General features: G+C 65.0%; 28 protein-coding genes. 14 read left to right on the plus strand and 14 right to left on the minus strand.

The features are described from left to right. Positions 1 to 4 precede the first annotated feature (4 nt). Positions 5 to 433, minus strand: a complete 429-nt coding sequence (locus ABC969_RS07655; RefSeq protein WP_345864085.1) for a DUF695 domain-containing protein — start codon at positions 431 to 433, stop codon at positions 5 to 7. Continuing rightward, on the minus strand, positions 433 to 1,677 hold the full coding sequence (gene hemA / locus ABC969_RS07660) for a 5-aminolevulinate synthase (RefSeq protein ID WP_345864086.1): 1,245 nt from the start codon (positions 1,675 to 1,677) through the stop codon (positions 433 to 435). The genes ABC969_RS07655 and hemA overlap by 1 nt, the downstream gene beginning before the upstream one ends. A gap of 183 nt (positions 1,678 to 1,860) precedes the next feature. Here hemA and ABC969_RS07665 point away from each other — a divergent pair, with 183 nt between their 5' ends. After that, entirely contained in the window at positions 1,861 to 2,028 is a 168-nt protein-coding gene (locus tag ABC969_RS07665) for a hypothetical protein (protein ID WP_345864087.1), read from the plus strand. Here ABC969_RS07665 and murI read toward each other — a convergent pair. Beyond that, a complete protein-coding gene (gene murI, locus ABC969_RS07670) occupies positions 2,025 to 2,819 on the minus strand; it encodes a glutamate racemase (protein ID WP_345864088.1) in 795 nt (264 codons plus the stop codon). The genes ABC969_RS07665 and murI overlap by 4 nt on opposite strands. Positions 2,820 to 2,966: 147 nt before the next feature. On the opposite strand from murI, the gene plsY reads away from it, so the two are divergent. The 3 genes from plsY (at position 2,967) to topA (ending at position 7,373) form a co-directional block, all read left to right on the plus strand. After that, positions 2,967 to 3,551 carry a glycerol-3-phosphate 1-O-acyltransferase PlsY gene (gene plsY / locus ABC969_RS07675; RefSeq protein WP_345864307.1) on the plus strand — a complete coding sequence of 195 codons (585 nt, stop codon included), beginning with the start codon at positions 2,967 to 2,969 and terminating at the stop codon, positions 3,549 to 3,551. Further along, positions 3,544 to 4,626, plus strand: a complete 1,083-nt coding sequence (gene dprA / locus ABC969_RS07680) for a DNA-processing protein DprA (protein WP_345864089.1) — start codon at positions 3,544 to 3,546, stop codon at positions 4,624 to 4,626. The genes plsY and dprA overlap by 8 nt, the downstream gene beginning before the upstream one ends. Positions 4,627 to 4,766: 140 nt before the next feature. Continuing rightward, positions 4,767 to 7,373, plus strand: coding sequence for a type I DNA topoisomerase (topA, locus tag ABC969_RS07685; protein ID WP_345864090.1), 2,607 nt, complete (start codon positions 4,767 to 4,769; stop codon positions 7,371 to 7,373). 195 nt (positions 7,374 to 7,568) lie between these two features. Here topA and panC read toward each other — a convergent pair whose 3' ends face one another. Beyond that, positions 7,569 to 8,411: a pantoate--beta-alanine ligase gene (gene panC / locus ABC969_RS07690; protein ID WP_345864091.1), complete on the minus strand. Its 843-nt coding sequence runs from the start codon at positions 8,409 to 8,411 to the stop codon at positions 7,569 to 7,571. Between the two features lie 81 nt (positions 8,412 to 8,492). Between panC and ABC969_RS07695 the strand changes: the two genes are divergently transcribed. From ABC969_RS07695 to ABC969_RS07730, 8 genes are all read left to right on the plus strand, one after another. Continuing rightward, positions 8,493 to 9,305: a division plane positioning ATPase MipZ gene (locus ABC969_RS07695; protein ID WP_345864092.1), complete on the plus strand. Its 813-nt coding sequence runs from the start codon at positions 8,493 to 8,495 to the stop codon at positions 9,303 to 9,305. Beyond that, entirely contained in the window at positions 9,305 to 9,553 is a 249-nt protein-coding gene (locus tag ABC969_RS07700; protein ID WP_345864093.1) for a J domain-containing protein, read from the plus strand. The genes ABC969_RS07695 and ABC969_RS07700 overlap by 1 nt, the downstream gene beginning before the upstream one ends. Before the next feature lie 59 nt (positions 9,554 to 9,612). Next, on the plus strand, positions 9,613 to 10,995 hold the full coding sequence (gene pgmG / locus ABC969_RS07705) for a phosphoglucomutase/phosphomannomutase PgmG (RefSeq protein WP_345864094.1): 1,383 nt from the start codon (positions 9,613 to 9,615) through the stop codon (positions 10,993 to 10,995). A 221-nt stretch (positions 10,996 to 11,216) separates the two neighbouring features. Then, positions 11,217 to 11,963 (plus strand): hypothetical protein, encoded by a 747-nt coding sequence (locus ABC969_RS07710; protein WP_345864095.1) that lies wholly within the window; start codon positions 11,217 to 11,219, stop codon positions 11,961 to 11,963. Between the two features lie 45 nt (positions 11,964 to 12,008). Then, the gene (locus ABC969_RS07715) at positions 12,009 to 12,779 is read left to right on the plus strand and encodes a 3'-5' exonuclease (RefSeq protein WP_345864096.1); all 771 of its coding nucleotides are present in this window, start codon (positions 12,009 to 12,011) and stop codon (positions 12,777 to 12,779) included. A 57-nt stretch (positions 12,780 to 12,836) separates the two neighbouring features. Beyond that, a complete protein-coding gene (locus ABC969_RS07720; protein WP_345864097.1) occupies positions 12,837 to 14,348 on the plus strand; it encodes a sensor histidine kinase in 1,512 nt (503 codons plus the stop codon). Next, positions 14,345 to 14,791 carry a response regulator gene (locus tag ABC969_RS07725; protein ID WP_345864098.1) on the plus strand — a complete coding sequence of 149 codons (447 nt, stop codon included), beginning with the start codon at positions 14,345 to 14,347 and terminating at the stop codon, positions 14,789 to 14,791. Before ABC969_RS07720 ends, ABC969_RS07725 begins: the two co-directional genes overlap by 4 nt. Next, positions 14,788 to 15,816, plus strand: coding sequence for a sensor histidine kinase (locus ABC969_RS07730; RefSeq protein WP_345864099.1), 1,029 nt, complete (start codon positions 14,788 to 14,790; stop codon positions 15,814 to 15,816). Before ABC969_RS07725 ends, ABC969_RS07730 begins: the two co-directional genes overlap by 4 nt. A 230-nt stretch (positions 15,817 to 16,046) precedes the next feature. Here the strand turns inward: ABC969_RS07730 and ABC969_RS07735 are convergent, their stop codons facing one another. Together ABC969_RS07735 and ABC969_RS07740 are read right to left on the minus strand one after the other, a co-directional pair. Continuing rightward, complete coding sequence (locus ABC969_RS07735; RefSeq protein ID WP_345864100.1) at positions 16,047 to 16,484, minus strand: acyl-CoA thioesterase; 438 nt, start codon at positions 16,482 to 16,484, stop codon at positions 16,047 to 16,049. A 105-nt stretch (positions 16,485 to 16,589) separates the two neighbouring features. After that, entirely contained in the window at positions 16,590 to 17,759 is a 1,170-nt protein-coding gene (locus ABC969_RS07740) for an acetyl-CoA C-acetyltransferase (RefSeq protein ID WP_345864101.1), read from the minus strand. Positions 17,760 to 17,852: 93 nt separating this feature from the next. Here ABC969_RS07740 and ABC969_RS07745 point away from each other — a divergent pair, with 93 nt between their 5' ends. Then, positions 17,853 to 18,518 carry a nitroreductase gene (locus ABC969_RS07745; protein WP_345864102.1) on the plus strand — a complete coding sequence of 222 codons (666 nt, stop codon included), beginning with the start codon at positions 17,853 to 17,855 and terminating at the stop codon, positions 18,516 to 18,518. 28 nt (positions 18,519 to 18,546) lie between these two features. Here the strand turns inward: ABC969_RS07745 and ABC969_RS07750 are convergent, their stop codons facing one another. The 7 genes from ABC969_RS07750 to rpmF all read right to left on the minus strand — a co-directional run bounded on the left by ABC969_RS07750 (position 18,547) and on the right by rpmF (position 23,568). Further along, entirely contained in the window at positions 18,547 to 18,813 is a 267-nt protein-coding gene (locus tag ABC969_RS07750; protein ID WP_345864103.1) for a hypothetical protein, read from the minus strand. A 99-nt stretch (positions 18,814 to 18,912) separates the two neighbouring features. Beyond that, the gene (locus ABC969_RS07755) at positions 18,913 to 20,337 is read right to left on the minus strand and encodes a DEAD/DEAH box helicase (RefSeq protein ID WP_345864104.1); all 1,425 of its coding nucleotides are present in this window, start codon (positions 20,335 to 20,337) and stop codon (positions 18,913 to 18,915) included. Positions 20,338 to 20,579: 242 nt separating this feature from the next. Further along, positions 20,580 to 20,939, minus strand: a complete 360-nt coding sequence (locus ABC969_RS07760) for a MerR family transcriptional regulator (RefSeq protein ID WP_345864105.1) — start codon at positions 20,937 to 20,939, stop codon at positions 20,580 to 20,582. A gap of 1 nt (position 20,940) precedes the next feature. Further along, a complete protein-coding gene (locus tag ABC969_RS07765; RefSeq protein WP_345864308.1) occupies positions 20,941 to 21,240 on the minus strand; it encodes an integration host factor subunit alpha in 300 nt (99 codons plus the stop codon). A 101-nt stretch (positions 21,241 to 21,341) separates the two neighbouring features. Then, positions 21,342 to 22,310 carry a beta-ketoacyl-ACP synthase III gene (locus ABC969_RS07770; RefSeq protein ID WP_380808105.1) on the minus strand — a complete coding sequence of 323 codons (969 nt, stop codon included), beginning with the start codon at positions 22,308 to 22,310 and terminating at the stop codon, positions 21,342 to 21,344. After that, the gene (gene plsX / locus ABC969_RS07775; RefSeq protein ID WP_345864106.1) at positions 22,307 to 23,365 is read right to left on the minus strand and encodes a phosphate acyltransferase PlsX; all 1,059 of its coding nucleotides are present in this window, start codon (positions 23,363 to 23,365) and stop codon (positions 22,307 to 22,309) included. Before plsX ends, ABC969_RS07770 begins: the two co-directional genes overlap by 4 nt. A gap of 23 nt (positions 23,366 to 23,388) precedes the next feature. Further along, on the minus strand, positions 23,389 to 23,568 hold the full coding sequence (rpmF, locus tag ABC969_RS07780) for a 50S ribosomal protein L32 (protein ID WP_345864107.1): 180 nt from the start codon (positions 23,566 to 23,568) through the stop codon (positions 23,389 to 23,391). A gap of 202 nt (positions 23,569 to 23,770) precedes the next feature. Here rpmF and ABC969_RS07785 point away from each other — a divergent pair, with 202 nt between their 5' ends. After that, entirely contained in the window at positions 23,771 to 24,208 is a 438-nt protein-coding gene (locus tag ABC969_RS07785; RefSeq protein WP_345864108.1) for an MAPEG family protein, read from the plus strand. Here the strand turns inward: ABC969_RS07785 and ABC969_RS07790 are convergent. Beyond that, positions 24,205 to 24,864, minus strand: coding sequence for an MBL fold metallo-hydrolase (locus ABC969_RS07790; protein WP_345864310.1), 660 nt, complete (start codon positions 24,862 to 24,864; stop codon positions 24,205 to 24,207). The genes ABC969_RS07785 and ABC969_RS07790 overlap by 4 nt on opposite strands. Positions 24,865 to 24,875 lie beyond the last annotated feature (11 nt).

Raw genomic sequence — 24,875 nt, forward strand, 5'->3', positions numbered from 1 at the left:
CGGGTCAGGGCGCGGGTTGCACCTCGCGCAGGCCCTGCCAATCGGGATCGGGCGTCGCTTCCAGCTCGACCGGATATACGGCGTGGCCGACCAGGGCGGCGCGGAAACGCGCGCCGAAATCCTCCGCATCGGTGGTGTAGAAACGCCACTGCCGCGCGCCGTTGCCGGTGATCGCGGCGGCCTCGGTGGCCCAATCCTCCTCGTCGAGCGCGCCGAACAACACTTCCTCGAACCCCTCAATGCGATCGTAGACGGCGCGCGACGGCATGCCCGCGCTCGCCTCGCCATCGAAGCTCCAAGTGATCGTGACCAGCACCGGGCGCGCGGCGCGCTGCTCGGCCAGCGGCACACGGGCGAGCGCGCGGACGATCGTGGCGTGGCCGCCCGCTTTGCCCTGGGCAAGCGTCCAATCGGCGGCATTACGCTTAGGCATCAGGCGGCGCGACGCAGCTCCAGCCGGCTCCAGATTTCGACCAAAGCGCCGGTCAATTCCTGCATCATTGCCTCGGTATGCGCCGGGCCGGGCGTGAAACGGAGGCGTTCGGTGCCGCGGGGGACGGTGGGATAATTGATCGGTTGTACGTACACACCATATTCGGCGAGCAGGACATCGCTGATCTTCTTGGCCTTGACCGGATCGCCGACCATCAGCGGCACGATATGCGTGGTCGAATCCATCACCGGCAGCCCGGCCTCGGCAAACATCGACTTCAACATCGCCGCCGCCGCCTGCTGCCCGTCGCGCTCCTCGCTCGACGCCTTGAGGTGACGGATGCTGGCGAGCGCGCCGGCGACCAGCACGGGCGACAGGCTGGTGGTGAAGATAAAGCCCGGCGCATAGCTGCGGATGACATCGATGATCGTCTGATCGGCGCTGATATAGCCGCCCATCACGCCGATCGCCTTGCCCAGCGTGCCCTCGATGATGGTCAGCCGCTCGGCCACGCCATCGCGCTCGGAAATGCCGCCGCCGCGCGTACCGTACATGCCGACAGCGTGAACCTCGTCGAGATAGGTCAGCGCATTATATTGATCGGCCAGATCGCAAATCGCCGCGATCGGCGCGACATCACCGTCCATCGAATAGACGCTTTCGAAGGCGATCAGCTTGGGTGCCGCGGGATCGGCGGCGGCGAGCAATTCTTCGAGATGCGCGACGTCGTTATGGCGGAAAACGTGCTTCTCGCAGCCCGAATTGCGAATGCCCGCGATCATCGAGGCGTGGTTGAGTTCATCGGAAAAGATGATGCAACCGGGCAGCACCTTGGCGAGCGTCGCCAACGTCGCCTCATTGGAGACATAGCCGCTGGTGAACAGCAACGCGCCTTCCTTGCCGTGCAGATCCGCGAGTTCGGCCTCGAGATCGACATGATAATGCGTATTGCCGCCGATATTGCGTGTGCCACCCGAGCCGGCGCCGACATCGTGCAGCGCGCCTTCCATCGCCGCGATCACATCGGGATGCTGGCCCATCGCGAGATAATCATTCGAGCACCATACGGTGATCGGCTTGGGGCCGTTATGCCCGGCAAAGCAGCGCGCGTTGGGGAATGCACCCTTGTTGCGCAGGATATCGATGAACACGCGATAGCGGCCCTCGACATGCAGGCGATCAATCGCCTGGGTGAAGATGCGCGAATAGTCGACTCCGCGCACGGCCTTGAGGTCCGCGTCCATATGCCGGCCCTACCGCGCCGCCAGCAAGATTTCCAGCGATTTCAAGGAAACGCACTTGTGCCAAATCAAGTGCCGAATCGGTGCGAAGCTGCTATGATCAAACCATCGTGGAAGAACGCTCCAGAGCAGGTCCGCGACCGAGAGATGGTTCGCGCTCCCGCTTTGCACCCAGGGATGTTTTCAGTGACCGACAGCATCAGGATTGCCGTCACCGGCAGCGCCTATTTCATGCGCCGCGAGGCGCAGGAACGCGCGCTTTTGGAAAAAGCGACGGACCCTGGCGCGCGCATCGCGCATGCCGAATTGGCCAAGCGCTATGCCGCGCTCAATCGTACGCCCGAGCAGGCTTAAAGCGACTCGATCCGATCGAGGCCGAAGCGGGCGAGCGCGGGGGCCAGCGCGTTGCTATCCGCATCGCGCCTCGTAAAGACGGCGATCCCCTGGCCCGGCGCATCAGGCCATTGTTGGTTCGCCGTAAGATGCGCGATGCGGCGTGCAATGCCGGCGCTGCCATCCACAAAGCGCACGCCGGCAGGCGCGGCGGCGGCGAGTTCGTCTACGACCAGCGGAAAATGTGTGCAGGCATTGACGATCGTATCGACGCGCGCGCCGCCGGGTTGGCCGAACAAACCTTGCAGGATCGCCCCATAACGGGCGGGATCGGTGGCCTTGCCATGCAGTTTGGCTTCCGCCAGCCGCACCAGTTCGGCCGAGCCGTGACGCAGCACGAGGCAATCGCCGGCGAAGCGCTGGGCGAGATCGTCGACATAGGGCTGGCGCACCGTGGCGTCGGTGCCGAGCACGCCGATCGCGCGCGTCCGGCTGATCGCCACTGCGGGCTTGATCGCGGGCACCGTGCCGACGATGGGCAGATCGAGTGCCGCGCGGACGTCGGCAAGCGCGATGGTCGAGGCGGTGTTGCAGGCGATGACGATCAGCCGCGGGCGATAGCGTTCGGCAAGGCGGCCGAGCAGCGCGGGGACGCGCACGGCAATCTCGGCTTCGCTCTTGGTGCCGTAAGGAAAACCGGCTGAATCGGCAGCATAGACGAACGGCGCGGTGGGCAACAGCGCGCGCGTCGCGCCCAGCACGGAGAGCCCGCCAACGCCGGAATCGAAGAACAGGATTGGGCGGGTGTCCATTGGCGGCTCGTGTAGTGTGGCAGGGGCGTGACGTCCATCAAGCGCGCGAGGCTGCATGCCGAGAATGTTGGCGCTGCCCGTCAGTCTTCGCTATGTGCGAACATAAGGGGGCCATGGGGGACGAACTTGCCGACCGACAATCTTTGGATGGCACCCGCCGCGGCGGTGGTGCTGGCTTATCTGCTGGGCTCGATCCCGTTCGGTGTGATCCTCACGCATTTCGGCGGTGCGGGCGATCTGCGCACGATCGGATCGGGCAATATCGGTGCGACCAACGTGTTGCGCACCGGGCGCAAGGGGCTGGCGGCGGCGACCTTGCTGCTCGACGGCGCCAAGGGCTGGGCGGCGATCCTGCTGTGCGAATCGTTGTTCCCGGGCACGGCGCTGTTCGCCGCCGCGGCGGCGTTTCTCGGGCATCTATATCCGGTGTGGCTCGGGTTCCGCGGCGGTAAGGGCGTCGCCACGCTGATGGGCATCGTCCTCGCGCTGCACTGGCCGTGCGGGCTGGTGTATGCCGTGGTGTGGCTCGGGCTGTTGGGGGCGCTACGCATTTCTTCCGTGGCGGGGATGGGGGCCGCGATCAGCGCACCGGTCAGCGCGGCGTTGTTTGAACAATTCGATATGGTGATCCTGCTCATCGGCCTTTGCTTGCTGGTGCTGTGGAAGCATCGCGAGAATATCGATCGGCTACTGAGCGGCACCGAGCCGCGGCTCGGGCGCAAGCATGGCTGAGCCCGGCGCGGTCGCGCGGTTGCGGTTGATCCGCACGGCGCAGATCGGTCCGGTGACCTATCGACAGTTAATTCTGCGCTTTGGCGATGCGGCGGCGGCCATCGCGGCGCTGCCCGGGCTGGCGCAACGCGGCGGCGGGCGCGCGCCGGCGGTGGCGGACGCGAGCCTGGCCGAACGCGAGCTGGCCAAGGTCGCCAAGCTGGGTGGGCGACATCTGTTTATCGATGATCCCGGTTATCCGGCGCTGCTGGCAGAGCTTGATGATGCACCGCCCGTGCTGACCATGCGGGGGAATAGCGCGCTGCTACAGCGCACCACGGTGGCGATGGTCGGCGCACGCAATGCCTCCGCCGCCGCCTGCCGGTTTGCACGGCAATTGGCTTTCCAACTTGCCGACGACGGCATTGCGGTGGTCTCCGGCCTGGCGCGCGGCGTTGATACCGCGGCGCATGTCGGCGCGCTGGAGGGCGGCACGATCGGCGTGATCGCGGGTGGACTCGACGTGGCCTATCCGCCCGAGAATGCCGCGTTGCAGGAGCGCATCGCCAGCGAGGGGTTGCTGATCGCCGAACAGCCGCCGGGCACCGAGCCGCGCGCGCGCCATTTTCCTTTTCGCAATCGGATCATTGCCGGGCTGGCGGTGGGCACGGTGGTGGTCGAGGCGGCGCCACGCTCGGGCTCGCTGATCACCGCGCGGCTGGCGGGCGAGGCGGGGCGCGAGGTAATGGCAGTGCCGGGATCGCCGCTCGATCCGCGCGCGCAAGGTTGCAACGGGCTGATCCGCGAGGGCGCCACGCTGGTGCAGTCCGCCGCCGACGTGCTGGAGACGATCCGGCCGATCGACGCCCGGATGGTGCGCGCGCCGGCGCTCGGCTTTGACGGTGCCCCGCCCGACGATGCCAGCGATGCGGACCGGTGGGATCTGATCGCGCTGCTCGGGCCGGTGCCGGTGGGGGTGGACGAACTGGTGCGGCAAGCGGGGCTGGCGCCGGCAATCGTGCAAACGGTGTTGCTAGAACTGGAATTGGCCGGGCGGCTGGAGCGGCATGCCGGCGGGCGGGTCGCGCTGGCATGAACGAGCACGCTTTACGCTCAGCGGCGGGAAGACTAGCGAGCGCCGACGCGCGCCGGGGCTGGCGGGACGGATCGACCCGCTTGACGGGGCGCGAGTCCGCTCTCCATCCTCGCGCGTACACGTGAAGGACGTTTCTCCCCATGCAGCTTGTCATCGTCGAATCGCCCGCCAAGGCCAAAACCATCGAGAAATATCTCGGCTCGGATTATCGCGTGCTGGCGTCGTATGGCCATGTCCGCGATCTGCCGCCCAAGGATGGCTCGGTGAACCCCGACGAAGGGTTCGCGATGGAATGGGAAAATTACGCCGACAAATCGAAGCAGCTGAAGGCCATCACCGATCTGGCCAAGACCGCTGACCGATTGATCCTGGCGACCGATCCGGATCGCGAGGGCGAGGCGATCAGCTGGCATGTTCAGGAAGTGCTGCGCAACCGCAAGGCGTTGCCCAAGGATGTGCAGCGCGTAACGTTCAACGCGATCACCAAGGCGACGGTGACCGAGGCGATGAAGCATCCGCGCGAACTGGATGACGATCTGATCGATGCGTACCGGGCACGCCGCGCGCTGGATTATCTGGTCGGCTTCACGCTTTCGCCCGTGCTGTGGCGCAAGCTGCCCGGCGCCAAGTCGGCAGGCCGCGTGCAATCGGTATCGCTGCGCCTGATCGTCAGCCGCGAGCGCGAGATCGAGGCATTCCGGGCGCAGGAATATTGGTCGATCACCGCGGATCTGGAACAGGATGGCACGCCATTCCAGGCGCGCCTCGTGACGTTCGAGGGCAAGAAGCTCGATCGCCTGTCGATCGGCGAGGAAGGGACCGCGCAGCGCGCCAAGGCCGCGGTCGAGGAAGGGCGGTTCAGCGTCCAGTCGGTCGAGACCAAGCCTGCTTCGCGCAACCCGCCGCCGCCGTTCACTACCTCGACGCTGCAGCAGGAAGCATCGCGCAAGCTTGGGTTCTCGGCCGATCACACGATGCGCATCGCGCAGGGGCTCTACGAGGACGGCGCCATCACCTATATGCGCACCGACGGCGTGCAGATGGATTCGAGCGCGATTTCCGCCGCGCGCCTCGCCGTCGCCAATCGCTATGATGCGAGCTACGTGCCGGACAAGCCGCGGGTTTATACCACCAAGGCCAAGAACGCGCAGGAAGCGCATGAGGCGATCCGCCCGACCGATTTCGGCAAGGACAAGCTGGGCGCGGGTGATCATGCGCGGCTGTACGATCTGATCTGGAAGCGCGCGCTGGCCAGCCAGATGGCCAGCGCGCGAATGGAGCGGACGACGGTCGAGCTGCTCGACGGCTCGGGGCATACGGGTTTGCGCGCCACCGGGCAGGTGGTGTTGTTCCCCGGTTATCTCGCTTTGTACGAGGAAGGCTCGGACGACAGCCAGGACGAGGACGCCAAGCGCCTGCCGCGCCTGCGCGAAGGCGATGCGCCGGCCAAGAAAGCGGTGCATGCCGAGCAGCATTTCACCCAGCCGCCGCCGCGTTTCTCGGAGGCCAGCCTGGTCAAAAGGATGGAGGAGCTCGGCATCGGGCGGCCATCGACCTACGCCTCGATCATCAAGACGCTGAAGGATCGCGCGTACGTTCGCGTCGAGAAGAACCGCTTCTTTGCCGAGGAATCGGGGCGGCTGGTGACGGCGTTTCTCGAGCGCTTCTTCGAGAAATATGTCGGTTATGATTATACCGCCGGGCTTGAGGACGAGCTCGACGAGGTCTCGGGCGGGCGCGCCGAGTGGCAGGCCGTGCTGGCGGCGTTCTGGCAGGATTTCAAACCGCGCACCACGGAAGTGATGGAGCAGAAGCCATCCGAAGTGACGGCCGCGCTCGACATCTTCCTTGAGCCGTATCTGTTCCCGGCGCAGGCCGATGGCGGCGATGCACGGCTATGCCCCAATTGCGGCGAGGGCCGCCTCGCCTTGCGCGGTGGCAAGTTCGGCGCGTTCGTGGCGTGTTCGAACTATCCCGAATGCAAATATACCCGCCGCTTCGGCCAGCCGGGGGGCGAGGATGGCGCGGATAGCGGGCCCGAGACCCTTGGCAACGATCCCGAAACCGGGCTGCCGGTGGAGCGCAAATCGGGGCGCTTCGGGCCGTATATCCAGTTGGGCGAAGGCAAGGAGGCCAAGCGCGCGTCGATCCCCAAGGATTTGCCGGGCGAGCTCGATCTGGAATGGGCGCTCAAACTGCTCAGCCTGCCCCGCACCGTCGGCACGCATCCCGAATCAGGCGAGCCGATCACCGCCTCGATCGGGCGTTACGGGCCGTATCTCGCGCATGCCGGCAAATATGCCCGGCTGAGCGCGACCGAGGAAGTGTTCGAGACGGGGATGAACGCGGCCGTGGTCAAGCTGGCCGAAGCGGCGGCGGGCGGCGGGCGGCCGCAGCGGGGCGCGCAGGCACCGCTCAAGGTGCTGGGGCTGCATCCGCGTTCGGAGGCCGAGATCAAGCTGATGGAGGGGCGTTACGGTGCGTACGTCACCGATGGCGAGACCAATGCGACTCTGCCCAAGTCGATCGAGAAGGACGCGCTGACGCTGGAAGAGGCGGCGCAGCTGATCGACGCGCGTGCCGCGGCGGCGCCGGTGAAGAAAAAGAAGAAAGCGCCGGCCAAGAAGGTCGCAGCGAAGAAGCCTGCGGCCAAGGCGGCGGATGGCGCGGCACCGGCGAAAAAGGTTGCCGCCAAAAAGCCGGCGGCGAAGAAGCCGGCGGTTAAAAAGGCGGTGGCAGCCGAATAGGGAGGACTAAGGTTTCCCGGCATGGCGTTCCGTGCGGCGCAGCCGGGCCCGCGCGGGCGATTTCGCGCGCGCTCATGTCGATGGCATTTCCGTAACGATGCGTCGTCCGAAACGGCCTACCCCATACTCCCGTTTGCCATGCTTGATGGCAATCCTGTGAAGCCGACGTCAACGGATGGATAATGGTGGCAAGGCTTAGCCGTTGGGGTCGACCGCGAGGTTGTCGATCAGCCGGGTGGTGCCGAGCCGCGCGGCGGCGACCAGGCGGCGCGGGCGGGCCGGATCGGGCGCGCCCAGCGTCTCGGCATCGACCAGCTCGACATAATCGATCGTGAAGCCGGCGGCGATCAGCGTGTCGCGCGCGGCGGCGAGCGCACTTTCCGGCGCATCGCCCTTGTGAATCGCGCGCGCGGCGACGCCCAACGCACGCGGCATGGCCACGGCTTTCACGCGTTCGGCTTCATCGAGATAGATGTTGCGTGAGGAGAGCGCGAGCCCGTCATCCTCGCGCTGCGTCGGCACGCCGATGATCTCGATACCCGTATCGAGATCGGCGACCATGCGGCGGATAACGGCAAGCTGCTGGAAATCCTTTTCGCCGAAATACGCGACATCCGGGCGGACCTGATTGAACAATTTGGTCACCACGGTAGCGACGCCATCAAAATGGCCCGGGCGCGCGGCGCCATCGAGCCCCTCGCTGATCCCGGCAACGCTGACGTTGGTGGCAAAGCCCGCGGGATACATCGCCTCCACCGGGGGCATCCACAGCAGATCGCACCCCGCCTCAGTCAACATGCGCGTGTCGGCCAGTTCCTTGCGCGGATAACGGCTGAGATCCTCGTTCGCGCCGAACTGTTTTGGGTTGACGAAAATCGACGCAACGACGCGCGTGCCGGGGCGCTTGGCCGCCTCGATCAGCGCGAGATGCCCGGCGTGAAGCGCGCCCATCGTGGGGACCAGCGCAATGCGGCTGCCGTCACCGCGGAGATCGGCGACCCCCTGGCGAAGCAGGTCGAGCTGACGGATGGTTTGCACGCAGGTGTGGCCTTCGGTAAAGGATTGGACCGGCCTTCTATGGGGGGGCTTCTAACCAAGCAACCAAAGGATGTTTGCGACGTGTCTCCGGTTGCGCAAAAGCCACACATCATCGTTTTCGCCAACGAAAAGGGCGGCACGGGCAAATCGACCACCGCGGTGCACGTGGCGATCGCGCTGCAGGCACGCGGCGCCCGGGTCGCGGCGTTCGATCTCGATCATCGGCAGCGCACGATGGGCCGCTATCTCGATAACCGCGCGGCAACACAGAAGCGCGTCGGTCGCGAGCTGCCGATCCCGCGCCACGCCACGCATGATGGCGAGACGCTGGCGCGGTTCGAGGAGACGTTTGCGCAGCTTTCCGAGGGCAGCGATTTCCTGGTGATCGACACGCCAGGGCGCGATGATCGCTTCGCGCGCCTCGCTGCCGAACGCGGCGATACGTTGGTGACGCCGATGAATGACAGTTTCGTCGATTTCGATCTGATCGGGCAGGTCGATCCCGATACCTACAAGGTCACGCGGCCAAGCTTTTATGCCGAATTGATCTGGGACGCGCGCAAGGTGCGCGCCAAGACTGATGGGTCGACGATCGACTGGGTGGTGCTGCGCAACCGCGTCCAGCATATCGAGGCGCGCAACATGCGCCGCGTGTCGGAGGCGCTAGATCAGCTTTCCAAGCGTGTCGGTTTCCGGATCATCCCGGGGTTGGGCGAGCGCGTGATCTACCGCGAATTGTTTCCCAAGGGGCTGACCATGCTTGATGCGGGCGAATTCGGCGGGATGGGCCTGAGCCATGTCGCCGCGCGGCAGGAATTGCGCGAGATGATGGCGGCGCTGGCGCTGCCCGAGCCGACGCAAGCCCCCGTCACCATGCCGTTGTTTGCCGCCTGATGTCGAAAATCATTCTCGTCGCGCTGATCCTGCTCGCCGGCTGGCTGCTGCTGCGCCGAACGACCAAAACGGAGCGATTGAGCGAAACCGAGGCCCGCTCAATCCTCGGCGTCGATGCCGGCGCGGATGCCGCTGCCGTGCGCGCGGCACATCGCCGGCTGGTCAGTGCGGTGCATCCCGACAAGGGCGGCTCGGCCGATCTGACGCGCCGGATCAACGCCGCACGCGATACTTTGCTCAAGCGCTAAAATGAACCAAATCAACCGCCGCCCATTACGCTAACGATCCAATAACCTTAGGAGCCCAGATGACTCACCGTTTCGATCCCACGTCGCTACGCGAATACGATATCCGCGGCATCGTCGGCAAAACGCTGGGCACGGCGGATGCTACCGCGATCGGACGCGGTTTTGCCACGCGCGTGCGGCGCGTTGGTGGCACGCGCGTCGCGGTCGGCTATGACGGGCGGCATTCGTCGAAGGATCTCGAGGCGGCACTGGTCGCTGGCCTGACCGCGGGCGGCGTGGATGTCGTGCGCATCGGCATGGGGCCGACGCCGATGCTCTATTATGCCGAGGCGATCCTGGAAGTGGATGGCGGCATCCAGATAACCGGCAGCCATAATCCTGCCGAATATAACGGCTTCAAGATGGTGCTGCAGCATTTGCCGTTTTTCGGCGATGACATCCAGGATCTGGCGCGCCTGGCCGAAGCCGGCGATTGGGAAGAGGGCGAAGGCACGGTCAGCAGCGCGGATATCGAGGACGATTATGTCGGTCGCCTGCTCGCCGGTTATGCCGGTGGCGCGTACAAGATCGGCTGGGATGCCGGCAACGGCGCGTCCGGCCCGGTGATCGAGAAGCTCACCAAGCTCCTGCCGGGTGAGCATCATCTGCTGTTCACCGATGTGGACGGCGATTTTCCTAACCATCATCCCGATCCTACCGAAGAAAAGAACCTCGCCGATCTCAAGCGGCTTGTCGCCGAGAAGCAGCTCGATTTCGGACTGGCGTTCGATGGCGATGGCGACCGCATCGGCGCGATCGACGGGCAGGGCCGGGTGATCTGGGGCGATCAGCTCCTGTCCATTCTGGCGGTACCGGTGTTGAAAGAACTGCCCGGCGCGACGATCATCGCCGACGTGAAGGCGTCGCAGATGCTCTACGATCGCATCGCCGAGCTGGGCGGCGAGCCGCTGATGTGGAAGACCGGGCACAGCCTGATCAAAACCAAGATGAAGGAAACGAACGCGCCGCTGGCGGGCGAAATGAGCGGTCACATCTTCTTCGCGCATGAATATTATGGCTTTGACGATGCGCAATATGCCGCCGTGCGGCTGATCCGCGCGGTGCACATGATCGGCAAATCGATGACCGAGCTGCGCGGCGAGATGCCCGCCCTGGTCAACACGCCGGAGATGCGCTTCCAGGTCGACGAAAGCCGCAAATTTGAGGTGATCGACGAAGTGCTGGCGCGGCTCGAAGCGTCGGGCGCCGACGTCAACCGCACCGATGGCGCGCGCGTCAACACGCCTGATGGCTGGTGGCTGCTGCGCGCTTCGAACACGCAGGACGTGCTGGTGGCGCGCGCCGAGGCCAAGGACCAGGCGGCGCTCGATCGCTTGCTGGCGATGATCGACGAGCAATTGGCGGCCAGCGGGTTGGTGCGCGGGGAGCAGGCCGGGCATTGAGCTGATCAGTTGTCGTCTGGCGGGAGGTTGGCCAGCCCAATGTCATCCCAGCGCAAGCTGGGATCTCAAGCGGCGTCCTAGCGACGGAGCCGCATGAGACCCCAGCTTGCGCTGGGGTGACGCGACGTTGGGGCATATCGACCCCATCGCATTAGCGGTCGACAGGTCACGGGCCACCACTTCTCGTTGCAGCGCACAAGCCGGCGGTCTAGGCGCAGCCTATGCCGTCGGCGTCTTACCAATCCACGTCGAAGCGGCGTCGCGCGATCGGGCTTGCCCTCGCCATTGGCGCGCATCTGCTGGTGCTCATCGTCATGTTGACGATGGCCCCCAAATTCGTACCGGAGGACAAGAAAGAGCCGACCGCTTTTACGATGTTCGACGTGGCCAAGCCGGTACCGGATCCCGGCCCCAAGGCGGTGGAAGTCGAGAAGAAGAAAACGACCAGTTCGAGCGGCGCGCCCGGCCGCGCGCCGACGCCGCAGCCGGCCAAGGCGCCCCCCGCGCCGCCCACCCCGCCCACGCCGACGCTGATCGGCGGGCGCGAATTGTTCGAGGCGGCGGACATTTCCAATCTGCCGCAGCGCGGCGGTGGCGACGCCGGTGCTGCGCAGGGCAAGGACAGTGGTTCGGTCTATGGCCCGGGCGCCGGCCCCGGCGGCGAGCGTATGTACGAGGCGGAATGGGAGCGCGAGCCAACCAAGGCGGAGATGGCCTTCTATATGCAAGGCGTGAACCGGCAGGAGGGCTGGGGGCTTGTCGCGTGCAAGACGATCCCCGGCAATCGCGTGGAGAATTGCCGCTCGCTTGGCGAATCGCCGCTTGGTGCCGGGATTGCGCGGGCGATGCGGCAGGCGGCGTGGCAATTCCGCGTGCTGCCGCCGCGCATCGGCGGGCGCCCGCAGATCGGCGTGTGGGTGCGCATCCGCTTCGACATCATCAATGGCGTGCCGACCAAACGCGGGTAACCGGACGGGGCTGGCATTTGCCCGGTGGAACCGCCACTTAAGATCATGCCCCCACCGCAACCCTCGATCATCCGCGTCATCGATCTCGAAACCACCGGGCAAGCGCCTCCGGCGCATGGCGTGTGCGAGATTGGCTGGCAGGATGTCGCGCTCGGCCCCGACGGGCGCTGGGAAGTCTATGGCGAAGGCGGGCAGCGCTACGTTAATCCCGGGCGCCCGATCCCGCCGATCACGCAGGCGATCCATCATATTCTCTACGAACAGGTCGCCGACGCCCCGTTCTGGCAGGATGTCGCGCGCCCGGTGCTGGACCCTTATCCGCGGCGCATCGCGCTGGCCGCGCATCGCGCCGATTTCGAGCAGCAATATTGCACCCCGGCGTTGACGCGGGGCGCCGACTGGATCTGCACGTGGAAATGCGCGCTGCGGTTATGGCCCGATTCGCCGAGCTTTTCCAATCAAGTGCTGCGCTATTGGCGCAAACCGCAGGGCCTGGAGCATGAGCGCGGGCTGCCCGCGCATCGCGCCTTTCCGGATGCTTACGTTACCGCCTTTCATTTGCGCGACATGCTCAACGAATCGAGCCTCAAGCAACTGATCGAATGGTCGAATATTCCTGGATTGCTGCCACGCGTGCGGTTTGGGCCGGATCGAGGCAAAGCGTGGCCGGAGATCGACGACGATAGCCTGATCAAGTTTCTTGGCGATCGCGATATCGACGTGCGCTATACCGCCGAGACCGAGCTGGCGCGGCGGCGCGGCGGCGGTCTGGTGGGGCGGCAAAGTCCGCAGGGCAGCCTCTCCTGGGACGATTGATGTCGCTCAAGGTGGCGTTGCTGGCGTTTGTCGTTGCCTAAGCGTAACAGGCCCGCGATGGTGCCAACGTTAGTCAGCCGCTTCGGCGTGCGCGAGAGCTTCGCTCGACAATTTCTGATCGTCTGCATGGCGCTGGGTTTTCTCGCGCTGATTGCCGCAGGCGTGGGCGCGGCATGGCTGACGTCGCGCAATCAGGATCACACCCGCTGGGTCAACCATACGTATCAAGTCGAGGTCGCGATCGGCGAAGTGAGCGTGCTGATCGAGCGCGGCGAAGCCAGTCGGCGCGGTTATCTGCTGACGCGGCAACAGCCTTATCTCGATACGTATAACGACGTTGCGGCCAAGCTGCCGCTGGCGTTCGATCGCCTGCAGCAGCTGACCAGCGACAATCCGGTGCAGCAAGCGGCGATCGACGTGTTCAAAACGCGCCTGACCGAGCTCAAGGCGCGGCGCGATGCAACGCTGGCTCTGGCGCAAGCCGGCCAGCCTGACGCCGCGATTGCCGAATTCGCCACCGAATCGGTGCCGCGGCGTATGATGAAGCTGCGCGATATGGCCGCGGCGATGCGCGATCGCGAAAAGCAGTTGCTGATCACGCGCGATGCCGAGCAGCAGGATAATATCCGGGCCTTTTATATCACGCTGGCGCTCGCCGGATTGTTCGTCGTGCTGGCGGCGCTGGCCTCGCTGGCCACGATCCTGCGCTACACGCGCGATCTCAACGCGTCGCGCGATGCATTGCGCGATTTTGCCGACAGTCTGGAGGAACAGGTCGACGCGCGCACCGCCGATCTGTCGCGCGCCAATGACGAGATCCAGCGCTTCGCCTATATCGTCAGCCACGATCTGCGCAGCCCGTTGGTCAACGTGATGGGCTTCACCGCCGAGCTCGATGGTGCCGCTGCGGCGATCAGCGCGCTGATCGATCGCGCTGAGCAGGACGCACCCCAGATCGTTTCCGAGGAGGCCCGCCTGGCGGCGCGCGAGGATCTGCCCGAGGCGATCGGCTTTATCCGCACCTCGACGCAGAAAATGGATCGGCTGATCAACGCGATCCTCAAATTGTCGCGCGAAGGGCGCCGCACGATTGCGCCGGCGCCGGTCGGGATGGATGCGCTGGTCGAGACGATCGGGCGCTCGCTGCAGCATCTGATCGATGACAAGGGCGCGACGCTCAGCATCGATGGCAAATTGCCCGATCTGGTTACCGATCGGCTGGCGATCGAGCAGATCTTCTCCAACCTGATCGAAAACGCAGTCAAATATCTCCAACCCGGGCGGCCGGGCCGAATCGTCGTGCGCGGTAAACGCGTTGGGCCGCGCGTGACTTTCGAGATCGAGGATAATGGCCGCGGCATCGGCCCCGCCGATCATACCCGTGTGTTCGATCTGTTCCGCCGCGCGGGCAATCAGGATCAGCCGGGTGAAGGGATCGGGCTCGCGCATGTTCGTGCTTTGGCCTATCGGCTCGGCGGCGTGATCGATGTCAGTTCCGAACTGGGCAAGGGCGCGACGTTCCGGCTAGACCTGCCGGCAACGCTTCACGAGACAGAGGGCAAGCCATGACCGACCATCATTCCGTCAGCATCGTGATGATCGAGGATGACGAGGGCCATGCGCGGCTGATCGAAAAGAATATCCGCCGCGCAGGGATCATGAACGAGATCACGCATTTCACCGACGGCACGACGGCGCTGGATTATCTGTTTCATCACAGCGATGGCCCGGCACTCAACGGCCCGGCGCTGGTGCTGCTCGATCTCAATCTGCCCGATATGAGCGGCACGGACATCCTCGCCAAGATCAAGAGCGAACCGGCGCTCAAGCGCACGCCCGTGGTGGTGCTAACCACGACCGACGACAAGATCGAGATCCAGCGCTGCTATGATCTCGGCTGCAACGTCTACATCACCAAGCCGGTCAATTATGAAAGCTTCGCACAGGCGATCCGCCAGCTCGGGCTGTTCCTGTCGGTGATCCAGGTCCCCGATCTCGAGGGCGAGGGGTGAACCAAACCCGCGTTCTGTATATCGACGATGATGCAGGGCTGCGCCGTTTGGCGGCGAAGTCGCTGGCGCGGCGTGGCTATGCGGTGACGCTGGCCGAGGGCGGCGCGCAAGGGTGCGCGCTGGCCGCCGCCGCGCCGTTCGATCTGATCGCGGTCGATCATTATATGCCGGGGATGGACGGGCTGGAAACGCTGGCGCAGTTGCGCACGCTGCCGGTGCTGCCGCCTGTCGTGTATGTTACGGGATCCGAAGAGGGACGTATCGCGGTCGCCGCGCTCAAGGCCGGCGCGGCGGATTATGTCGTGAAGACGGTGGGCGAGGATTTCTTCGATCTGCTCGCCAGTGCATTCGAACAGGTCATCGCGCGCGCCGCCCTGGAACGCGACAAGATGGTTGCGGAAGAACAATTGCGTGCCAGCAATGCGCGGCTGGCAGCGTTGCTGAGCGAGGTGAACCACCGTGTCGCCAACAGTCTGCAACTGGTGTCGGCGATGGTCGGCATGCAGGCCGGCGCGCTGGAGGACGGGGCGGCGCGCGAGGCGCTGGCCGATACGCAGCGCCGCATCGCCGCGATCGCGCAGGTCCATCGCCGGCTCTATACATCGAACCAGGTCGAGAGCGTCGACATGCAGGAATATCTCGGCGCGCTGGTCGCCGAGCTGGGCGAGACGTGGTCGACGCCCGATGCACCGCGCACCTTATCGCTAAAGGCCGAGCCGATCCGACTGACCACCGACCGCGCCGTGTCGCTGGGCGTGATCGTCACCGAACTGGTCAGCAATGCCTGCAAATACGCCTATCCGGCGCGCGCCGGCGAAGTACGCGTCGCGCTCAATCACGATGGCGACGGGCATTTCGTGCTGGCGGTCGAGGATGATGGCGTGGGCATGGTGGCCGGCGCCGCGCCGCGGGGGACGGGGCTCGGCACCAAGCTGATCCGCGCCATGGCACAAAGCCTGCAGTCGATCGTGGAATATGACGCCGGGCACAAGGGCGTCCGCGCGGTGCTGCGCGCCGCATTGTAGCGCTAGAGCCGCAGCAACCCGATCAACCGCACGGCATGTGGCGCGGCGCGGAACACGGCGTGCGACACCAGGCCATAAGCGTGCGTGGCGGGCGGCGTTTCCACGCCGGGGCGCCAAGGCCGGGTGCGGGGACGACGACAATCAGGCCGGCGAGGGCGCCGAACGGTAAGGAACGAAAAGTTCGGTTGTGCCGCCTCAATGCGGGGGCGCGGCAAAGCGTTCACCGTGCATCACGCGCCGATCGTTATCACCCGATTAGCCTCCAGCCCAGCGCGGAAATCCTCGGCCAGGGAGGTTGCGCCGCCACCGCCGCTCATTACGATCACCGCATCGCAGGTGGCGACGCATTCGTCGTTCTGAAAGCCCGCGGCAAGGATCTGCCAGCTGCGCGTGCCGACCTGGCCGATCCCGGTGCATACTTCGAGATCGTCGGGAAAGAAGCTTTCCGCGAGATAATTGAGCGTGATGTTGGCGACCAGCCAGCGATGGCCGTGCCACCCCGCCAGCCCCATCGCACGGTTGAAGCGCACCCGCGCCGTTTCGAACAATCCCGCCATCGCGACATTGTTGATATGGCCGAGCGGATCGAGATCCTGGAAGCGCGTCTGGATGGTCGTGCGGTGTGGATAAGTGGCGGGGTCAAGCCGCCAGGCTTCGGGTCGTGGCATGATGGTCCTTCATCGTCATCCCGGCCAAAGCTGGGATCTCCAGGGGGCGAGCGGCGCGCACGCCCCCATGATACCCCAGCGTTCGCTGCGGCGACGGTATGATGTCTAGAGTCGCTCGATTATCGTCACGTTGGCCAGGCCACCACCTTCGCACATCGTTTGCAAGCCGTATCGCCCGCCATGTTTGCGTAGTGCATGCACCAATGTCGCCATCAGCTTGGTGCCGCTGGCGCCCAGCGGGTGCCCCAGCGCGATCGCGCCGCCATTGACGTTGAGCTTGGCCGGATCGCCCCCGGTATGCTTGAGCCAGGCGAGCGGCACGGGCGCGAACGCCTCGTTGACCTCGTACAGGTCGATATCCTGAATGTTCAGGCCGGCGCGCTTCAAGGCCTTGTCGGTGGCGAACAGCGGTTCCTCGAGCATGACAACGGGATCGCCGCCGGTGACGGTGAGGTTGTGGATGCGCGCCAGCGGGGTCAGGCCATGCTCTTTCAGCGCGCGTTCGCTGACCACCAGCACGCCGCTTGCCCCATCGCAGATCTGGCTGGCGTTGGCGGCGGAGATCACCCCGCCTTCCTGCAGCAATTTGACTGAATGGATACCCTCGAACGTGGCGTCGAAACGGATGCCCTCGTCGGTTAGATGCAGCATTTCGCCCTCAGGCGTGTCGATGTCGAGCCCCACGATTTCATCGCGGAAATCGCCCCGTTCGGTCGCGGCCGCGGCGCGGCGGTGCGATTCGAGCGCATAGCGATCCAGCTGGTCACGGGTGAAGCCATATTCATCGGCGATCATCTGCGCGCCCATGAACTGGCTGAATTGCACGCCCGGATAACGCTCTTCCTGCCGTTTGGATTTGGACGAGCCGAGCCCGGCCTTGGCAAACAACATCCCGGTCGAGCCCATGGGCACGCGCGTCATCGATTCGACGCCAGCGGCGATGACGACGTCCTGGGTGCCCGACATCACGGCCTGCGCGGCGAACTGGACCGCTTGCTGGCTGGAGCCGCATTGCCGATCGATCGACACGGCGGGAACGCTTTCGGGGAGTTTGGAAGCGAGCACCGCGCCGCGGCCGATCTGAAAACCCTGTTCGCCGCCCTGGCTGACGCAACCCATGATGACGTCTTCGATCGCGGCGGGATCGATTCCGGTGCGATCGACGATGGCATCGAGCACGGCGCCGCCCATGTCGGCGGGGTGCCAACCGGCGAGTTTGCCCCCACGCTTGCCCCCGGCAGTGCGCACTGCTTCAACGATATAGGCTTCGGCCATCTCGACTCTCCTAATCAGTTCTTGTTTGCAACCTCTCTTGCCCAATCAAGCGGGCTGGGCAAGGCTTTGGTCGATTGTTCGAGGAGCAGAATGATGGATGTGACGCAGGCCGTAGCGGCACGACGATCGGTGCGCGGGTTTCTCGAATCGCCAGTGGATCCGGCGTTGCTGCGGGCAATCGCGGTGACGGCGGCGCGCGCGGCGACCGGGGGCAATGTGCAGCCCTGGCATATCGATCTCGTCTCGGGCGAGTCGCTGGCCGCGCTGAAGGCGATCATGATGGCCAAGCTGATGGCGGGCGAAACCGAGACACCCGCCTATGACATTTATCCCAAGGCGCTGACCGCGCCGTATCGTGACCGGCGGTTCGGCGTGGGTGAAGCGCTGTATGCCGAGCTTGGCATTGCGCGCGAGAACAAGGCGGGCAGACGAATGTGGTTCGCGCGCAATTTCCAGTTTTTCGGCGCACCCGCGGCGTTGTTCTGCACAGTCGATCGCCAGATGGGGCCACCACAATGGGCGGACCTCGGCATGTATCTGCAGAATGTGATGTTGCTTGCGGTGGAGGCGGGCCTGGCGACGTGCGCGCAGGAATGCTGGGCGGTGTATCCCGATACCGTCGCGGCGTTTCTGGGTACGCCGAGCGAGCGGATGCTCTTTTGCGGCATGGCGATCGGCTATGAGGATCTGGCCGAGCCGGCCAACCGCGTGCGCAGTGCACGGGCACCTGCGGAGGAGTGGTTGACCGAGCGAACTTAATTCCTCCCGGGAACGGTGAGGAATCGGGTCACAGCACCGCAGTCGGGATATTGGCTTCGTCGATCGCCGCCAGGATCATACGTTCCCAGATCGCCACATCCCCCGCGGCTGCCATCGCCTCGGAGGGCTCGCGCAACGTCCGCAGCACGCAGAGCGCATCGGGCAGATGATCGCGCCACAAGCGATCGACGAGGTCGCTGGCCGAGGCATTGTCGCCTTCGCCATTGGCGCTGACCAGCATGCCGGTCAGCACGCGCGCGATACGCTCGACGGCGGGGGTGTGGGCGATGTCCATCGTGGGGCTCCTCCGTTGGGATCCCTAGAAGAACATATTGAAGGGTATCTGTATCCCCCAATTTCTCCCCCGGCTGACCGGGGGAGAGGGAGTTTGGGATCAGCCGGCCGGCGAGCGACGGCCACCACCGCCACCGCCACCGCCACCGCCACCATTGCCCGAGCCCTGGCGGCGCGGGCCACCGGCGGGGCGGCCGGCATTGCCGCCGGGACGACCGGGGCCACCGGGGCGGGCGCCGCCCGCCGGACGACCAGCACCACCGGCGGGACGTTCACCCGTCGGGCGTGCCGCATGCGTGGCGCGCGGCGGAGCGCGGTGACGGCCCGAATCATCGCGGCGACGATCGTCGTCAGCGCCGGCCGGGCGGGCGGCCTTGATCTTGGCGGCTTCCATCTGGAAGCCCTCGGGCAATGCCAGCGCGGTCGGCTTGACGCGCGTCAGCTTTTCGATGTCGCGCAGGTATGGACGCTCATCATCCGCCACGAAGCTGATCGCCACGCCCGATGCGCCGGCACGCGCGGTGCGGCCGATGCGGTGGACATATTGCTCGGGCACGTTGGGCAGTTCGAAATTGAACACATGGCTGACGCCCGACACGTCGATGCCGCGCGCGGCGATATCAGTGGCGATCAGCACCTTGACCTTGCCCGATTTGAACTCTGCGAGGGCGCGTTCGCGCTGCGGCTGGCTCTTGTTGCCGTGGATCGCATTGGCCGGGATATCGGCATGGCCGAGCAGCTTCACGACCCGGTCGGCACCATGCTTGGTGCGGGTGAACACCAGGCAACGCTCGATCTCCGGGTTGCGCAAATGGATCGTGAGCAGCGCCTGCTTTTCCGACTGGTTGACGTGGGTGGCAAACTGATCGACGCGCTCGGCCGTGGTCGAGACGGGAGCCACCTTCACGGTCGCCGGATCCTTGAGGAACTGATCGGCCAGTTCGCGGATCGAATTGGGCATGGTGGCCGAGAAGAAGAGGGTCTGGCGCTGCTTGGGCAGCATGCGGACGATCTTGCGCAGCGCATGGATGAAGCCGAGATCGAGCATCTGATCGGCCTCGTCGAGCACCAAGATCTCAAGCATCGCGAGCGATACAAAGCGCTGCTCGATCAGATCGAGCAGACGGCCCGGCGTGGCGACGAGAATGTCAACGCCGCGGCTCATGTCCTGGCGGTTCTTGTTGATGCTGGTGCCGCCGAACACGGTGGCAACGCTCATCTTGCTGAACTTGCCATAATCGCGCGCGCTGTCTGCAATCTGGCTGGCCAGTTCGCGTGTCGGCGCGAGCACGAGCATGCGGCAATGCGTGGGGTGCACCTGCTTGGGAGCTTCGACCATACGCTGGATCGAAGGCAGCACGAAGGCCGCCGTCTTGCCGGTGCCGGTCTGCGCGATGCCGAGCAGATCGCGGCCCTGCAGCAGCGTCGGGATCGACTGCTGCTGGATCGGCGTGGGGGTGGTGTAGCCCTTGGCTTCGAGCGCGCGGACCAGGGGTTCGGCGAGGCCGAGTTGTGCGAAATTCATGTGATGTAATAGCCTGATGGCCATCGGCGCACGCCGCTTGAGCGGACGCACGAATGGCGGGGGAGAATGACACCCCGCGTGAAATGGGAAGCCCGTTAGCAAACGACCGAGGCGGAGCCGGGACCTAAATCCCCATCACGCTGCATGACGCCTCGATTGGCGCGCTATGCATGCTGCGATGCAAAATGTCAATGACGAGGCGTAATGACGTGGGGAAGGGCACCGCGCATCCGCCCGGTGCGTCATTCGGCATCCTTGTGAAGCGCATCGACCAGGTCGTCGCGGATGGCCTCCACCGATGCGATGTCCAATTCCGGATCGGCCCTGCCATGACCGGGTCTTTTGCGTTCGGCGGCGAGCAGTTTCTGCACCCCCCGGATCGTATAGCCTTCCTGTTCCAGCAAGCTGCGGATGCGCAGCACCAGCGCGACATCGGTAGGCCGGTAATAGCGCCGGTTGCCCGCGCGTTGCAGCGGGCGAAGCTCGGGGAAACGCGTTTCCCAATAGCGGAGGATATGCTGTGGCAAGCCCGTTTCGCGCGACAGTTCGCCAATCGTCCGGAATGCGCCCGCCGCCTTGTCGGGTGCGCCGGAGAGTGCCATGTCAGCCGCCGCTGACGATGCGATCGCGCATCATCTGACTGGCGCGGAAGGTGAGCACGCGGCGCGGCGCGATCGGCACTTCGATTCCCGTCTTGGGGTTGCGGCCGACACGCTCGCCTTTGTCGCGCAGCACGAACGTGCCGAAGCCGGAAATCTTGACATTTTCGCCTTTGGACAGCGATTCGCACATATGGCCTAAAATATCTTCGACCAATTTAGAAGAATCGGCGCGCGACAGCCCTACTTGATGATGTAGCGCTTCAGCCAGATCGGCTCTCGTCAAAGTACCTGCGGACGTCAATGCGCTCCCCTTTTTCGCAAACGTGCCAAAGATAGCATCTAACACAATGTCGGCACTGTCGTGAAGGGGCTTCGTTTGCAGGATAATCTGCGGCACGACGTTTAGAAGCGGATAACGCTGGCGCCCCAAGTAAAGCCGCCGCCCATCGCTTCGAGCACAATTAGCTGCCCGGGCTGGATCCGCCCATCGCGCACCGCGGTGTCGAGCGCCAGCGGCACCGAGGCGGCGGACGTATTGGCGTGCTGATCGACCGTGACGACGACCTTGCCCGGCGCCAGGCCGAGCTTGCGGGCGGTAGCGTCGAGAATACGGGCATTGGCCTGATGCGGTACGACCCAATCGACCTGATCGGGCGTGAACCCGGCCAAGGCAAGCGACTCGCCCATCACGCTGGCCAGATTGGTTACCGCGTGGCGGAATACCTCGCGGCCCTTCATGCGCACCTTGCCGACCGTGCCGGTGGTCGAGGGGCCGCCATCGACATACAATAATTCGTTGTGGCGCCCATCGGCATGCAGTTTGGTCGCCAGCACGCCGCGCCCGTCGCTGTCCGCGCTGTCCTGCGCCTCGAGCAATACAGCGCCGGCGCCATCGCCGAACAGCACGCAGGTCGTGCGATCCTCCCAATCGAGGATGCGGCTGAATGTCTCGGCGCCGATCACCAGCGCGCATTTATGGGCGCCGGCGCGGATCATGCTGTCGGCAACTTGCAGCGCGTAGAGAAAACCCGAGCAGACCGCGGCGACATCGAACGCCACGCAATCGTCGATGCCGAGCATCGCCTGCACCTTGGTTGCGCTCGACGGAAAGGTCTGGTCGGGCGTCGCGGTGGCCAGCACGATCAGGTCGACATCCTGCGCGGACTTGCCGGCGGCGCCGAGCGCTGCCTTGCAGGCATCGGCGGCGAGCGTCGCGGTGGTCTCGTCAGGCCCGGCGATGTGGCGGAAGCGGATGCCGGTGCGCTCGACGATCCATTCGTCCGTCGTGTCGACGGTCTCGGCCAGTTCGGCATTCGACACGCGGCGCACCGGCAGCGCCGAACCCGTGCCGAGGATGACGCTGCGAATCATGATGCCGATACCTTGGGAAGAAGCATGCCTGCTTCCGCTTCGAAATTGCCCAGATCCTCGCTGATCCGCCGCGTCAGATCGTCGCGCACCATCTTGGCGGCGGCGGCGATCGCGGTGGCGACGCCCAGTTCGGTTGCCCCGCCATGACTCTTCACGACGATGCCGTTGAGCCCGAGAAAGACCGCGCCGTTATGGACGTTGGGATCGAGATGATGGCGCAGCAATTCGGTGGCGGGTTTGGAGATCAGGAAGCCGATCTTTGAGCGGATCGATGAGCTGAACGCGCGCTTGAGCAGATCGGCGACGAAGCGCGCGGTGCCCTCTGCGGTCTTGAGCGCTATATTGCCTGAGAAACCGTCGCATACGATCACATCGACATCGCCACGCGAGAGCTTGTCGCCCTCGATAAAGCCGGTGAAGGTCATCGGCAGATGCGAGGCGGCCTTCAGCGCCTGCGCGGCATCGCGAATCTCATCGGTGCCTTTCTGATCTTCGCTGCCGATGTTGAGCAGTGCGACCCGGGGCGAGGCGAGATCGAGATTGGTGCGGGCATAGGCCGCGCCCATCACGGCGAATTGCACGAGATTGCGCGTGTCGCACTCGGTATTGGCGCCTAGATCGAGCACGACGACGTCGTTGTCGCCAAGCGTCGGCAGCATCGCCGCCAGCGCCGGGCGATCGATGCCGGGCAGCATGCGCAAGCTGAGCTTAGCCATCGCCATCAACGCGCCGGTATTGCCGCACGACACGGCGGCGCCGGCGCGACCCTGCTTGACCAGATCGATGGCGATACCCATCGAGGTCTTCTTGGCGCGGCGAAGCGCCTGGCCCGGCTTTTCGCTCGAGCCGACGACTTCGGGCGCGTGAACGATCTCGGAATTGGCGGTCAGGTTGGGATGCGCGTGCAGCCCATCGCGGATCTGCGCCTCATCCCCGACGAGGATAAAGCGCATATCCGGAAAGTTGTGGCGCGCACGCGCCACCCCGGCCAGCATGACGGCCAGCCCCTTGTCACCGCCCATCGCATCGACGGCAATCCGGGAGCTGTCAGTCACGTCGGTTCCGTTCCTGAGCTGGCTCAGCCTTCGACCGAGATGATCTCGCGGCCGTTATAATGGCCGCACGACGCGCACAGATTGTGCGGGCGCTTGAGCTCGCCGCAGTTCGGGCATTCCTGATACGACGCGACGGTCAGCGAATCGTGTGAACGACGCATGCCGCGCTTGGACGGCGTGGTTTTTCTTTTGGGGACGGCCATTTCGGCGAAACCTTGTGCTTGATCGGTGTATAGAGTGCGCTGACCCGATCGACGGTTCCACGCAGACGACTTTAACGTCGGCCGCAGTGGCACCAGCGGCCGGACGCTCGCGAAGCGTTGCGCCTATAGCGATTCCTGGGGGCGTTGCAACCCGCCGCGGTGATCGGCAGGGTGCGACGCACGTCATATCTGGGGGAATATCATGCCGAACATCACCTTGCCGATCACGCTGGCCACCACCGGCGGCGCGGCGATCATCGCGCTGTGGCTGGGGATGCGCGTGGGACAGATCCGCCGGGCGGCCCAAGTGAGCATTGGCGACGGCGGCAATACAGCGCTGATCGCCCGCATGCGCGCGCAATCAAATTATGTGGAATATGCGCCTTTCATCGTGGCGTTGATCGCCGTGCTGGAATTCACCACCGGCAGCTCGACATGGCTGTGGGGGGCGGCGATTCTCTTTCTGATCGCGCGTGTCGTGCATCCGCTCGGCATGGACGGGATGAAGGGCGGGCGCATGGCCGGCACGTTGATCACCTTCCTGCTGCTGCTGGGGCTGGGGGGCTATGCCATCGCACTGCCGCTGATCGATCATTATGCCACGCCCGGCGGAATCGAGGCGGTGCCCGCGGCGGGCTAGCCGGTCGCGCCCTTGCCGACGAATGGATTATACTGGCGTTCGTGGCCGAACGTGCTGGTCGGGCCGTGGCCGGGGATGAACGCGGTGTCATCGCCGAGCGGCCATAATTTGGTGACCACCGAGGTGATCAGATCATTATGGTTGCTGCGGGGGAAATCGGTGCGGCCGACCGAGCCCTGGAACAGTACGTCACCCACCAACGCCAGATTCGATTCGGGATGGTGGAAAATGACGTGCCCGGGGGTGTGGCCGGGCGTTTCATACACATTGAGCGTGAGATCGCCGACGCTCACCGTATCGCCTTCCACCAACCAGCGATCGGGGACAAACGATTTGCCGCCCATGATGCCGTATTTCATGCCGTCTTCGGCAAGCGTTTCGAGCAGGAACAGATCCGCTTCATGCGGCCCTTCGATCGGCACGCCGAGCTGCTCGGCCAGCGGCTTGGCCTCGCCGCAATGATCGAAATGGCCGTGTGTCAGGATGATCTTCTCGATCGTCACACCGTGTTGCGCCGCCGCGGCGATCAATTTGGGCAGATCGCCGCCGGGATCGACGAACGCGCCACGCATCGTCGCCGTGCACCATAAAAGCGTGCAATTCTGCTGCAGCGGCGTGACGGGGATGATCGCGGCGCGAAGGGGAGGATTGGCCATGGCGCCGAAAT

Origin of the sequence: Sphingomonas qilianensis (assembly GCF_039614825.1) — a bacterium.
Lineage (GTDB): Bacteria > Pseudomonadota > Alphaproteobacteria > Sphingomonadales > Sphingomonadaceae > Sphingomonas > Sphingomonas qilianensis.

Bases quoted from the DNA above. Each gene is read 5' to 3' on its own strand.
- topA (WP_345864090.1), top strand. From the start codon at position 4,767: ATGCAGCTTGTCATCGTCGAATCGCCCGCCAAGGCCAAAACCATCGAG.
- ABC969_RS07720 (WP_345864097.1), top strand. From the start codon at position 12,837: ATGGTGCCAACGTTAGTCAGCCGCTTCGGCGTGCGCGAGAGCTTCGCT.
- rpmF (WP_345864107.1), bottom strand. From the start codon at position 23,568: ATGGCCGTCCCCAAAAGAAAAACCACGCCGTCCAAGCGCGGCATGCGT.
- murI (WP_345864088.1), bottom strand. From the start codon at position 2,819: ATGGACACCCGCCCAATCCTGTTCTTCGATTCCGGCGTTGGCGGGCTC.
- ABC969_RS07655 (WP_345864085.1), bottom strand. From the start codon at position 433: ATGCCTAAGCGTAATGCCGCCGATTGGACGCTTGCCCAGGGCAAAGCG.
- ABC969_RS07785 (WP_345864108.1), top strand. From the start codon at position 23,771: ATGCCGAACATCACCTTGCCGATCACGCTGGCCACCACCGGCGGCGCG.
- dprA (WP_345864089.1), top strand. From the start codon at position 3,544: ATGGCTGAGCCCGGCGCGGTCGCGCGGTTGCGGTTGATCCGCACGGCG.
- ABC969_RS07790 (WP_345864310.1), bottom strand. From the start codon at position 24,864: ATGGCCAATCCTCCCCTTCGCGCCGCGATCATCCCCGTCACGCCGCTG.
- ABC969_RS07735 (WP_345864100.1), bottom strand. From the start codon at position 16,484: ATGCCACGACCCGAAGCCTGGCGGCTTGACCCCGCCACTTATCCACAC.
- ABC969_RS07745 (WP_345864102.1), top strand. From the start codon at position 17,853: ATGGATGTGACGCAGGCCGTAGCGGCACGACGATCGGTGCGCGGGTTT.
- ABC969_RS07770 (WP_380808105.1), bottom strand. From the start codon at position 22,310: ATGATTCGCAGCGTCATCCTCGGCACGGGTTCGGCGCTGCCGGTGCGC.
- ABC969_RS07760 (WP_345864105.1), bottom strand. From the start codon at position 20,939: ATGGCACTCTCCGGCGCACCCGACAAGGCGGCGGGCGCATTCCGGACG.
- pgmG (WP_345864094.1), top strand. From the start codon at position 9,613: ATGACTCACCGTTTCGATCCCACGTCGCTACGCGAATACGATATCCGC.
- ABC969_RS07740 (WP_345864101.1), bottom strand. From the start codon at position 17,759: ATGGCCGAAGCCTATATCGTTGAAGCAGTGCGCACTGCCGGGGGCAAG.
- ABC969_RS07700 (WP_345864093.1), top strand. From the start codon at position 9,305: ATGTCGAAAATCATTCTCGTCGCGCTGATCCTGCTCGCCGGCTGGCTG.
- plsY (WP_345864307.1), top strand. From the start codon at position 2,967: ATGGCACCCGCCGCGGCGGTGGTGCTGGCTTATCTGCTGGGCTCGATC.
- ABC969_RS07750 (WP_345864103.1), bottom strand. From the start codon at position 18,813: ATGGACATCGCCCACACCCCCGCCGTCGAGCGTATCGCGCGCGTGCTG.
- ABC969_RS07725 (WP_345864098.1), top strand. From the start codon at position 14,345: ATGACCGACCATCATTCCGTCAGCATCGTGATGATCGAGGATGACGAG.
- ABC969_RS07755 (WP_345864104.1), bottom strand. From the start codon at position 20,337: ATGAATTTCGCACAACTCGGCCTCGCCGAACCCCTGGTCCGCGCGCTC.
- ABC969_RS07715 (WP_345864096.1), top strand. From the start codon at position 12,009: ATGCCCCCACCGCAACCCTCGATCATCCGCGTCATCGATCTCGAAACC.
- hemA (WP_345864086.1), bottom strand. From the start codon at position 1,677: ATGGACGCGGACCTCAAGGCCGTGCGCGGAGTCGACTATTCGCGCATC.
- ABC969_RS07710 (WP_345864095.1), top strand. From the start codon at position 11,217: ATGCCGTCGGCGTCTTACCAATCCACGTCGAAGCGGCGTCGCGCGATC.